Origin of the sequence: Formosa algae (genome assembly GCF_001439665.1) — a bacterium.
Classification (GTDB): domain Bacteria; phylum Bacteroidota; class Bacteroidia; order Flavobacteriales; family Flavobacteriaceae; genus Formosa; species Formosa algae.
The window spans coordinates 56,343-67,662 of sequence record NZ_LMAK01000003.1; the positions used below are offsets into that span (position 1 = coordinate 56,343).

The 11,320-nt window shown below is 33.5% G+C and carries 13 protein-coding genes; all 13 read right to left on the minus strand.

Annotated features, from left to right (window positions below; all coding sequences use genetic code 11):
- Nucleotides 1-10: 10 nt before the first annotated feature.
- Nucleotides 11-1,285, minus strand: a complete 1,275-nt coding sequence (locus tag AST99_RS00480; protein ID WP_057777997.1) for an efflux RND transporter periplasmic adaptor subunit — start codon at nt 1,283-1,285, stop codon at nt 11-13.
- A gap of 3 nt (nt 1,286-1,288) precedes the next feature.
- Nucleotides 1,289-2,641 carry a TolC family protein gene (locus tag AST99_RS00485; protein ID WP_069727771.1) on the minus strand — a complete coding sequence of 451 codons (1,353 nt, stop codon included), beginning with the start codon at nt 2,639-2,641 and terminating at the stop codon, nt 1,289-1,291.
- Nucleotides 2,642-2,693: 52 nt separating this feature from the next.
- Nucleotides 2,694-3,851, minus strand: a complete 1,158-nt coding sequence (locus tag AST99_RS00490; protein WP_057778000.1) for an efflux RND transporter periplasmic adaptor subunit — start codon at nt 3,849-3,851, stop codon at nt 2,694-2,696.
- Between the two features lie 20 nt (nt 3,852-3,871).
- Nucleotides 3,872-5,131 (minus strand): ABC transporter permease, encoded by a 1,260-nt coding sequence (locus tag AST99_RS00495; protein ID WP_057778002.1) that lies wholly within the window; start codon nt 5,129-5,131, stop codon nt 3,872-3,874.
- 1 nt (nt 5,132) lies between these two features.
- On the minus strand, nt 5,133-6,377 hold the full coding sequence (locus AST99_RS00500; protein WP_057778005.1) for an ABC transporter permease: 1,245 nt from the start codon (nt 6,375-6,377) through the stop codon (nt 5,133-5,135).
- Nucleotides 6,370-7,071, minus strand: coding sequence for an ABC transporter ATP-binding protein (locus AST99_RS00505; RefSeq protein ID WP_057778007.1), 702 nt, complete (start codon nt 7,069-7,071; stop codon nt 6,370-6,372). The genes AST99_RS00500 and AST99_RS00505 overlap by 8 nt, the downstream gene beginning before the upstream one ends.
- A 121-nt stretch (nt 7,072-7,192) precedes the next feature.
- Complete coding sequence (locus tag AST99_RS00510; protein ID WP_057778009.1) at nt 7,193-7,414, minus strand: hypothetical protein; 222 nt, start codon at nt 7,412-7,414, stop codon at nt 7,193-7,195.
- A complete protein-coding gene (locus AST99_RS00515) occupies nt 7,414-7,962 on the minus strand; it encodes a DUF420 domain-containing protein (RefSeq protein ID WP_057778011.1) in 549 nt (182 codons plus the stop codon). The genes AST99_RS00510 and AST99_RS00515 overlap by 1 nt, the downstream gene beginning before the upstream one ends.
- Entirely contained in the window at nt 7,955-8,701 is a 747-nt protein-coding gene (locus tag AST99_RS00520) for an SCO family protein (RefSeq protein ID WP_057778013.1), read from the minus strand. The genes AST99_RS00515 and AST99_RS00520 overlap by 8 nt, the downstream gene beginning before the upstream one ends.
- Nucleotides 8,694-9,410 (minus strand): hypothetical protein, encoded by a 717-nt coding sequence (locus AST99_RS00525; RefSeq protein WP_057778014.1) that lies wholly within the window; start codon nt 9,408-9,410, stop codon nt 8,694-8,696. Before AST99_RS00525 ends, AST99_RS00520 begins: the two co-directional genes overlap by 8 nt.
- Nucleotides 9,411-9,519: 109 nt before the next feature.
- Entirely contained in the window at nt 9,520-9,900 is a 381-nt protein-coding gene (locus tag AST99_RS00530) for a cytochrome C oxidase subunit IV family protein (RefSeq protein ID WP_057778016.1), read from the minus strand.
- A 23-nt stretch (nt 9,901-9,923) separates the two neighbouring features.
- A complete protein-coding gene (locus AST99_RS00535) occupies nt 9,924-10,904 on the minus strand; it encodes a cytochrome c oxidase subunit 3 (RefSeq protein WP_057778018.1) in 981 nt (326 codons plus the stop codon).
- Between the two features lie 44 nt (nt 10,905-10,948).
- Nucleotides 10,949-11,320, minus strand: a 372-nt coding sequence (locus AST99_RS00540; RefSeq protein ID WP_198151362.1) for a cytochrome c oxidase subunit 3, incomplete at its 5' end; no start/stop codon positions are given.

Here is an 11,320-nt window from a genome sequence, read left to right on the forward strand (position 1 = left end):
ATTCGTTTAATTACTCTTCAGTTTTTTCTTCTTCGTCAGATTTTGTTCCAACTTTATCTCCGCTTTTCAACGTTTTGGTTACCATATTGTAAGGTCCTACAATCACAAGATCTCCAGTTTCTAATCCTGAAATAATTTCGATATTCGAATTATCTTGTATTCCTGTTTTAACCACACGAAGCTTAGCAAGCTCACCTTCTTTTACAAAAACACATTCAAATTTTTCTGTTGAATCTAACGTTTTTGGTGTCGTGGTTTTAGACGTTGTAGTATCGTTTTTAATTACAATGGCACTAATTGGCACACCAATAATTCCTTTGCGTTGCTTAGTGATAATATCTACCGTAGCCGTCATTCCTGGACGGAATGGTGAATATGATTTTGGTTTACCTTCAACTAAATCGCTATAAGACTCTTCTAAAATTCTAACTTTTACTTTAAAGTTTGTGACCTGGTCTGATGTTAATGCTTCATCTGCAGAATTTGCAATTTCAGTAACAATACCTTTAAATTCCTTCTTTAAATACGCATCAACTTCAACAATTGTAGAATCTCCAATACTCACTTTAACAATATCATTTTCATTTACATCGACCTCAACTTCCATATTATTTAAATTAGCTACACGCATAATTTCGGTACCTGCCATTTGCTGAGTTCCTACGACACGCTCACCTAATTCGGCATCTAATTTAGAAATTGTACCGCTCATTGGAGCAAAGATTGTTGTTCTATTTAAGTTATCGTTAGCTTCATTTACTGTTGCTCCTGCACTTTGCATATTATAATATGCAGAAGACTTAGAGGCTTCGGCAACTTCGTAAGCAGAAATAGCTTTATCCCAATCTGCTTTAGCAATAATGCCTTTTTCAAACAAGGTTTTATTTCGTACGTAACTCGCTTTAGCTTCTTTTAAAGACGCCTCTGCTTGATCTAAACCAGATTTAGCATTCTGAAGTGTCGCTTGAGAGCGGTTTAAACTAGACTGATAAATATCTGGATTGATCTTTACCAATAAATCTCCTTTTTCAATTTCTTGACCTTCGCGAACAGGAAGTGCTATAATTTCTCCAGACACTTCACTAGAGAGCTTCACTTCTATTTCAGGTTGAATTTTACCGGTTGCAGATACCGTTTCAATAATATCTATTGTTGATATTTCTTGAGTTTCAACTTCCTTAAAATTAGTTTGCTTACCAAACCAACCTGCTTTTTTTCCAATGACAAGTAATGCCAGAAGTGCTACAATTATGGAAATAATAAGGATTAACTTTTTCTTCTTCATGGTTTAGTTATAATTTATTTGGTCGATTGGAATTCCGAAATAGAATTCTAAAACTTTTACTTTAAATATATATTCATATTTTGTTCTTACAACATCTGACTGCGCATTTTCGTAAGTAATGGCAGACTGATTAAAATCGAATGCATTAGATAAACCTACTGTGTAACGCTCTTGTGCGTACTCGAATGCTAATTGTCGTGCTTCAGATGTTTGCATCGCAGCTTCGTAAGATTTTTTCGCATTTTTAGCATCGTTATACGCTTGGTATACTTGAGACTCTAAATCTAAATTAGCCTGCTCTAATAAATATTTAGAACGCTCTACATTAATCTGACTACGTTTAACATTATTTCTAGTGGTTAATCCATTAAAGATAGGCACACTAAGTTGAACGCCTAAAGATGTACCATCAAAAGTTGATAATTGATCAAAGAAGCCCATTTGTTCTCCCGTAATAAAATCTAAATTTGTACTAGACCAACGTGTGCTGTAACCCATATAGGCTGATAATGTTGGATAATAAGTCGTTTTTGTAAGTTCTAAATCTTTTTCTGCCAATTCTAAATTAGCTTCTGCAATCTTAACATCGTAAACCTCTTCTTTAGCTTTAGCAATTATAGTTGAAGCATCTTCTTCTAATATAGCATCTGGAAATAAACCATAATCTTCTTCTGCAATATCGAAACTCTGATAATCTTTAATTTGTAATAATTGTGCTAAACCGATTTTTGAGATAAACAAATCGTTTTCTGCAGCTATAATTTGTTGTATTTGTGTTGCATCTGTTGCTTTAATTTCTAACAAATCGCCTTGTGGAAGCACACCAGCATCAACCAACTCTTTTGTACGAGTTAAGTTTTCTTTAGTGATTTTGTTTTGAGACTCTAGAACTTTAATTTGTTCTTTATTATATAAAATTTCCACAAACGCATTCGCTACGTATATTGAAATATCATCCCTCATTTTATCTAATTGATATTGAGTGGCTATAATATTTATTTTAGAACGCTGTAATGTTTTCCAATTCTGTAAACCAGAGAATAAATTCATTGATGAATTTAGACCTCCACTAGCCGATCTAAAGGTTTGATTTTCGAATTGATTGGTCGACGGGTTAACATTGGCTCCCGTATTTATATAGTACGAGCTATTGGCACTTACGGTAGGTAAGAAGTCCATGATTGCCTGAGATTTATCGATATCTGTTAATTTGGTATCTAGTTCAGATTGTTTAATAGAGATATTATTCTCTAAAGCATAATCTACACAGGCTTCAAGAGTCCATTGTTTATTATCTTGGGCGTAAATGGTTATTCCGCTAAAAAGGAAAAGGCCTAAAAGTGTTATTTTTTTCATAATTACATTATCAGTCTAAAAATAGTTAAAAGTGTTACACGTAATGGTTAAATTATTGCGCATATTTTGGAATCCCTTGAATTTGATTCCAAACTTTAATTTTATCGTCTTTCGAAATTCCGCTTATTACTTGTACAAAAATACCATCGCTAATACCTAACTCTACATCTTTTCTAACAAATTTTTGATCGCCTTCTTCAATTTCTACAAATGGTAATTGTGTTTTTTCATCGTATTGTACCAGAGCTTCTTTAATGGCCAATACATTTTCTGCTTTATCTAAAATAATAGAAGCATTCGCACTTAACCCAGCACGAATAAATACATCTTCTACTTTATTTAAAGTCCCCTTAATTTCAAATTGAATGGCTCCGTTTTCCTCAACACCCTGAGGTGCGATATAATCCAAAATAGCATCAAACGTTTTGTTTTCGATAGCACCAACAGTGATTTCTAAAGGTAAATCTTCTTTTATTTTTCCGACTTCACTTTCATCCACTTTTCCTTCAAAAATCATTTTATTAACGTCGGCTAAGGTTGCAATTGATGTGCCTTCGTTAAAATTATTTGCTTCAATAACTTGGTTCCCTGCTTTAACCGGTACATCTAAAACCATCCCAGAGACTGTAGAACGAATTAATGTTTGTGCTATATTTCCTAAACCAGAGGTTGTACCCGTTTTTATAATATCGAAATTTTGTCTGGCAGAAGTCACATTTATTTCTGCTTGAGCAACAGCTTGTTTTGTTTGTAAATAGGTGTTTTTAATGGCATCAAAATCATTTTCTGAAATTACACCTTTTTCAAACAATGCTTTTTGGCGATTATAATTAGCTTCTTGAGTTTCTAAATTAATTTTAGCCGTTTGTAAAGCGGTTTTATTTGTAGCTATATTATTTTGTGCACTAGATAGAGATGATACATTTGGGATGACACGAATTTTAGCAATTAAATCGCCTGTATTTACATATTCTCCAGCTTCAATATAAATCTCTTCTATAACACCTGAAATGTTTGGTTTTATAAGCACCTCTTCTTTCGGCACAATATTACCTGTTGCTACTGTTTTTACAACAATAGTCTGTTCTACCGCCACGTCTGTGGTATAGGTAATAGGATCTTCCTGATTTTTCTTCCATAAATAGAAGAGCGATATTGCAAAAACGACAACAATTAGGATTAATACGATTACGGTTGATGATCTTTTCATGTATGTTACTTCTTTACTTTTTAATCTATTCTTAAAGCGTCTACGGGTTTCATTTTTGTGGCACTATTTGCAGGTATTAAACCAGCTAACAATCCAGAAACAACTAATATAAATAAGGCTGTAAAAACAACCGACATTCCCACACTTGGGTTGGCAAAGTTATCTACTGGTCCGCTATGATCTAAAATATAGTTCATTAACCAAATAACTCCAGCTGCAAACGATATACCCACCATTCCAGAACTTATGGTTAAAATTAAACTCTCTTGTAATATTTGCGATTTAATGGTCCAAGGTGTGGCACCTAAGGCACGACGAACTCCAATTTCTTTAGTCCGCTCTTTGACTACAATTAACATGATGTTACTAATACCAATAATACCAGACATTAACACCAAGGCTCCAACGAAATAACCTACAAACCCTAGAATTGAGAACAATCCATTTACACGACCAAAAGCTTCCGACAAATCGAAATTACCAATCGCTCTATTGTCGTCTGGATGAATTTTATGTCGGGCTTTTATAATTTCGAATATTTTAGGTTTAAGGTCTGTAATGCTTTTACCATCGTGTCCTGTAATAGCCATCCAACCCACATTATCGCCACTATTAAACGCCTGTCCAAACGAGGTAAACGGTACAAAAATAGTATTCGCATCTTCTTCTTGATCGCCTTGAGAGTTACTAGCTTTAAACGTACCTACAACCATAAAATTAACACCGCTAATTTTAATATATGTTCCTAACGGATCTTCTTCCTTATCGTAAAGTCCTTTAACCACATCGACACCGATAACACAGGTTTTTCTTTTCGCATGAATATCTGAGTAGCTTATAAAACGGCCACTTGTAATATCCATAGGTTGCTGTTTTATAAATTCAGGATAATCTCCGTTAACTTGAAATGCTCCCGTTTTCATACCTCTTGTTACGTTATTGTCTCCGCTATAGCCTCCTAACTGTAATCTTGGAGAGACGTATTTAAGTTCGGGTATTTCTGCTTTTAAAGCTTCTACATCTCCTAGTTTATAATTAAAAAAACGTCCTTTTGGCAAGCCTTTATAAGAAATGGACGTCTGTTGCGTCCACATAAACATGGAGTTGGTTGCAAAGTTTCCAAAATCTGCAGTGACACCATTTCTTAATCCGTTTGTTAGTGCTAATAGTAATACCAATATGGTTATACCCCAAAAGACACCAAAAGCGGTTAACAAGGTTCTAAACTTGTTGGCGCTTAGTGCTTCTAATATTTCGTCCCATCTATCTTTACTAAACATATTATTCGTCTCTTAAAGCTATTATTGGTTTTATTTGTGCTGCACGATAGGCTGGAAAAAAGCCTGCTAATGCACCTGCAAATACTAAAATAAAAACTGTGGTTATTGCGGTATTAAAATCGACTTGCGGATATTGTATAAAATCACTTTCTATTAATGGCCCAACTATTTCTAGCAAACCTAACCCAAGTATTAAACCAAATAATCCTGAAAACATGGTTACAAAAACCGATTCTTGAAGAATCATTCCTACTATAGACATAGGCTGTGCGCCCAATGCTTTTCTAATTCCGATTTCTTTGGTACGCTCTTTTACAATAATAAGCATGATATTACCAACGCCTACTACTCCAGCGATTATAGTACCAATACCAACAAACCAAAACACCGCTGAAATGGTACTGATTAATGAATAAATTTTCTTAGCCTCTTCCATAGTATTGTTTACCCTGATTGCACTTGTATCATCCGGATCAACAATATGTTTTTGTTTTAAATCTGTTAGTATAGCTTCAGAAATTGCTGCAGATTCTAATGCGGCTTTATTATAATCGTCTGACATTTTAAGGGTAAACATCATATTACGAATTTCGTCTGCACCATTAAAAGCACGTTGCGCAGAGGTTAATGGTAAAAACACTTTACTCTCGTCGCGTTCTCCTCCTGGATCGAAAAACACACCAACTACTTTATAACTGATACCGTATACTGAAATGTCTTTATTTATAGGATCTTCATCTTTAAACAAGTCCTTTTTAACCCGATTTCCAATTACAGCAACTTTTTTGGCGTCTTCGACATCGGAATAATTAAGGAAACGTCCTTGACCAATATCTGCATTTTCTATAAACTGATTTCCTGGCAACACCCCTTGAATTCTATAACTCCCCGATTCATTTTTATAGTTTACTAATCCGCCCCAAATGGTATAAAAAGCAGATTCGTGTTCAATCTCATCATTATACTTTCTAGAAATGGTATTAAAATCGTTATTCTTAAATTGAATATATCGTCCTGGATTTAAACCTTTGTATTCTTTTGTAGTAACTCCTGGCCAGATGCTAATTAAGTTAGAAGCATCACGCTCAAACTGAGAGGTTACTCCATTCTGGATTCCTTTACTAAACCCTAAAAGAATCACTAAAATAAAAATACCCGAAGCCACAGAAAGCCCAGTAAGAAAGGTTCTTAACTTGTTTTTTCTTAATGTTTCAAAGATTTCTTGCCAACGTTCTATATCAAACATTGCTTATTGCTCTTACTTGTTCAACCTTGGTGTCATTTATAATTAACCCGTCCTTTAAATTGACAATACGCTTCGTCATTTGTGCAATGTCTGGCTCGTGAGTTACAATTAAAATGGTTTTACCTTCCTCATTAATACCCTGTATAAGGTCCATGACCTCGTAAGAAGTTTTAGTATCTAATGCGCCTGTAGGTTCATCGGCCAAAAGAACTTTAGGTTCACTTGCCAACGCTCTAGCAATGGCTACACGTTGTTTTTGACCTCCAGACATTTCGTTTGGCAAATGGTGAGACCAATCTGCTAATCCAACTTTTTCTAAATAATGAGCGGCTTTTTCTACACGCTCTTTACGCTTCATCCCTTGGTAATACAATGGCATGGCGACATTATCTAAAGCAGATTTGTAATTAATTAAGTTAAAAGATTGAAAAATGAATCCTAAGAATTTATTGCGGTAGTTAGCTGCAATCTTTTCATTTAAGTTTTTAATAGCGAAACCATCAAGTGTATAATCTCCAGTATCAGCTTCGTCTAACATCCCTAAGATATTAAGTAATGTTGATTTTCCCGATCCGGAAGACCCCATTATAGAGACCAATTCGCCTTCTTTCACATTAAAATTAATGCCCTTAAGCACATGTAGAGTATTAGATCCCATGTGATAAGATTTATGTAAATCTTTAATTTCAATCATATTAGCTGGCTTAATGGTTTTTGTTGTTAGATTCCATATTCTAATTTAAGAATAAGGGATTTGGTATAAACAACTAATATTAAGACTACTTATTGAAGAAATTGTTACAGTAAAAATGAAATTATTTTTTTGTGCGGAAGAATTTTAAGTACATCGCATAAGCAATACCACCTATTAAAATGTATGGAATGGCCATTAAATACACAATTCCATCGTTAATACCTTTTGCTGCACCTTGACCATCTTCGGTCTCTAAAACGGCTCTACACATAGCACATTGCGCTTCTGCAGAGAAACTAACCGCAAAGATAAATACAACTAAAAGAATATGTGATTTTTTCATTAGTAATTATAATAAGGTGAAATTAAAACATACACGATAACTCCGGTAACAGCAACATATAGCCACAGCGGGAAGGTGATTTTAGCAATTTTTCTATGTCTAACAATATCATTTGTTATACCACGTACATAAGTGATTAAAACAAACGGAATCACAACTACAGATAATACTATATGTGTGAATAAAATAAAATAGTATATATATTTTATAGCGCCTTCTCCTCCAAACGTAGTAGAATCACTCGTCATATGATAAGCTACGTATAGCACTAAAAACAAAACAGAAAGTACCATGGCTATTTTAATTAATAACTCATGTTGCTTTATATTTTTCTTTTTAATTGCTAAAAAAGCTAATATTAATACAATAGCCGTTAACCCGTTAGTTGTGGCATAAATTGGAGGTAAAAACCCTAAAGGTTCTACATTCGGGATTTTAACACCAAACAATATAGCTACGGCAATAGGAATAATAACAGACAATGCTATAATCCATTTATTATACTTGACTGCTTTTTCTGTGTTTACTACGTATTCTGAATTACTCATTTAAAAGTTTTTTAATGTCTTCTTTAAGCATGCTTATTTCTTCTTCTTCACCTTCTTCGTTATACTTTTCTTTTTCAGTGATGGTGCCTCGATAATAAATTTGTGGATTACCAAAGCTGTCTGCTCTGGATCTTATAAATCCATTTTTATCGATTAAAGCAAAGTTACCAGAATGTTCAAATCCGCCAGCGACATCTTCGTTTTCTGCAGCATATAAATTGAAGCCTAAGTTTGCTAATTGATAAATATCTTCACGATCTCCAGTCATTAAATTCCAATTCGGATTAGTGATCTTATATTTTTCAGCATAAGCTTTTAAAACCTCAGGGGTATCTTGACTAGGGTTAATGGTAAATGATGCAACACCAAAACCATCTATACCTTTAAAACGATCCTGAATTTGAACTAAGTTCTGGCTCATAATAGGGCAAATGGTTGGGCAAGTTGTAAAGAAAAACTCTACAACATACACTTTCCCTAAATAATCTTTATTAGTAATAGTGTCTCTATTCTGATTGATAAAACTAAAATCTGGCACTTTTTTAGCTTCACCATCTATCTCTAAAAACATTAATTTTTCTGTATTTGAAAAATTATTATCTGGCACATTACTAATTCTATCACTACGCGAAATATCATCGTTTTTAATACGATCGACAATTTTAGGAATAAAAAGAATTCCGAAAACTAGAATAATGAAGGCTATACCTATGTACGAATAATTTGTTTTACTACTCATCTGTTCCTTTTAAATCGTTTGCTCGTCTTGAAGTAGAATCGAAATTACCTTTACGTTTTTGACGATATTCAGTAAATAATATTCTAACATCTTCGCTCATTTTATTTTTCAAATCGGCTACTTTAATCGCATCATAAGAAACTTTAGGGTATGCTGCAATTTTTTTTGCCAATTCATTATCGGTTCTATCATCTAATCGTCCTCTAACATGCATCTCTTTATCTACAATATATACATGGTCTGTCGCTAAACCTGCATCTAATTCGTCAGGCACATTTAAACTGTTATGAATGGCTTTAATGGCATTGGGAGACCCGAATACAAAGTGCCAATATTTAAGCTCTTCATATTTCATTAATTCGGCCTTTAATGTTTTAGCTTCGGCTTCTGTGCCTTGCGGAAGTAAAATAACAACTTGAAAGGTTTTAAACCCTTTAAATTTATCGTAGATTAATTCTTTTAAGTTTGAGGCTGTAGTAAGTTGTTTTAATGGTGAATTTCCAAAAAAGCCAAGAACTGTTAAATGATCTTTAAGCAATACATCTTCATCATTAGAAGCAACAAACCCATTAAGATCTGCCACATTATCACTTAAAATATCTAAAGTATTATAATTGTGCTTTGCAGGATATAGGAATAATAAAAAGGTAACAGGAAGGAAAAACAAGACACATAACACTGCGTATCTTTTTATTTGTTTAGCATTCATAAATTAGGCTTTAAAGCAAAACTTGAAATCAAATTTTAACTATCGTGCAAAAATAAAAAAGACGGTTTAATAAACCGCCTTAATACTTTGATTTAACACTTATAGTGTATTAAAAATCGTGTGTTATATAACCAGATGAGTATACATTTTCGATATAACCTCCTTCTGTTAATAATATAAAAGATAAATAACAGATTAAGAATATACCTGTCCAAACAACAGCGCGTCTTAATCCTGCTTTTTCATCCCTCATGTGCATAAAATCCCAAGTAATATAATACGCTTTAACCACAGTTAAAATAATGAAAATCCAGTTTAAAACTTTCATTCCAGCAACGTATCCCATTAAAATTTCTGGTTTGTAAATCCCTAATACAACTTCTATAGCTGTAATGACAGATAACAAAATTAATACTCCCCAAATTTTATCTGTATTGGACTTAAATTTTAATGCCCCTCTAAATATCTCTAATTTTTGTGCGTGTGCCATGTTCTAAAAATTATATCTTAAAATTAAACCAGGTAGAAGAAAGTAAATACAAATACCCAAACTAAATCTACAAAGTGCCAGTATAAACCAACCTTTTCTACCATTTCGTAACTTTTTCTTCTTTCGTAAGTTCCTACAACAACATTAAAGAAAATAATGATGTTTAAAATGATACCAGAAAGTACGTGGAATCCGTGGAATCCTGTAATAAAGAAAAAGAAATCTGCAAAAATAGGTTTTCCGTATTCGTTAACTTGAAGATTTGCACCTTGCACCACTAATTGTCCGTTAGATTTTAATTGTCTTAAAGACTCTGCTCGCGATAATACCGTTTTCTGTCCTTCTGCATTTAAAAGCTCTGTTCTTACTAAAACGTTTTCATTAGCTTCCATTCCTTTTACAACTTCGTTTACAGAGTAAGCAGGCAATGTACCTTCACTAGTAAACCAAATTCCGTTCTTTTTTTCATGCTGTGCTCTTGTAGAGTGTTCTGCAATTGCAAAATCACTAATTGCTACACGGTGTCCTTCTGCATCTACAAATTGAAGTAAATTCCCAGAGCGTGTTTGTACAGCACCATATTCACCTTTTATAAAAGTATTCCATTCCCAAGCTTGAGAGCCCACAAAAACAATACCACCTATAATGGTTAAAAACATGTAAATAGATACTTTCTGTTTGTTTAAATGATGACCTGCATCTACTGCAAGAACCATAGTAACAGACGACATAATTAAAATAAATGTCATGAAAGCAACATAGATCATTGGTAAATCCTGACCATGCATAAATGGAACGTGTGTAAACACTTCATCTGCTATAGGCCATGAATCGATAAATTTAAATCTTGAAAATCCGTAGGCTGCTAAAAAGCCTGAGAAAGTTAAGGCATCGGATACGATGAAAAACCACATCATCATTTTACCGTAACTCGCGTTAAGTGGATCTTTACCACCACCCCAAGTTTTTCCTTCGGTTCCAGTATTTACAACTGTAGTATTCATATTAATTATTCAGTTTTATGGTTAGTCAAAAATATACAAATTATTTATTTAAAGAAATATAAAAACAAAAAGAGGTAAAGCCACAGAAAATCTACGAAATGCCAGAATGTTGTGGCTAGTTCAAATCCAAGCATTTTAGCCGGACTATACTTTTGTTTAAAATGATTATAAATTACGACGATTAGGCAAATTAACCCAACAATTACGTGTAAAATGTGCATTACAGCGATAACATACACATAAGACATGGTAATATTACTAGTTGGCCCAGTAAAATTATACCCATCTTGAATGATAGCACTAAAGCCTGCAAATTGATTAAAAATAAAAGCAATTCCTAAACCTAAAGTTATTAATAAAAGTATGGTTGTGGCTTGTCTGTTTCCTTTTAACAACGTTTGTTTGGCAAAATAAAA

Coding starts and splice junctions, on each gene's coding strand:
- AST99_RS00505 (WP_057778007.1), bottom strand. CDS start 7,071: ATGATTGAAATTAAAGATTTACATAAATCTTATCACATGGGATCTAAT.
- AST99_RS00490 (WP_057778000.1), bottom strand. CDS start 3,851: ATGAAAAGATCATCAACCGTAATCGTATTAATCCTAATTGTTGTCGTT.
- AST99_RS00520 (WP_057778013.1), bottom strand. CDS start 8,701: ATGAGTAGTAAAACAAATTATTCGTACATAGGTATAGCCTTCATTATT.
- AST99_RS00500 (WP_057778005.1), bottom strand. CDS start 6,377: ATGTTTGATATAGAACGTTGGCAAGAAATCTTTGAAACATTAAGAAAA.
- AST99_RS00535 (WP_057778018.1), bottom strand. CDS start 10,904: ATGAATACTACAGTTGTAAATACTGGAACCGAAGGAAAAACTTGGGGT.
- AST99_RS00495 (WP_057778002.1), bottom strand. CDS start 5,131: ATGTTTAGTAAAGATAGATGGGACGAAATATTAGAAGCACTAAGCGCC.
- AST99_RS00515 (WP_057778011.1), bottom strand. CDS start 7,962: ATGAGTAATTCAGAATACGTAGTAAACACAGAAAAAGCAGTCAAGTAT.
- AST99_RS00485 (WP_069727771.1), bottom strand. CDS start 2,641: ATGAAAAAAATAACACTTTTAGGCCTTTTCCTTTTTAGCGGAATAACC.
- AST99_RS00480 (WP_057777997.1), bottom strand. CDS start 1,285: ATGAAGAAGAAAAAGTTAATCCTTATTATTTCCATAATTGTAGCACTT.
- AST99_RS00510 (WP_057778009.1), bottom strand. CDS start 7,414: ATGAAAAAATCACATATTCTTTTAGTTGTATTTATCTTTGCGGTTAGT.
- AST99_RS00530 (WP_057778016.1), bottom strand. CDS start 9,900: ATGGCACACGCACAAAAATTAGAGATATTTAGAGGGGCATTAAAATTT.
- AST99_RS00525 (WP_057778014.1), bottom strand. CDS start 9,410: ATGAATGCTAAACAAATAAAAAGATACGCAGTGTTATGTGTCTTGTTT.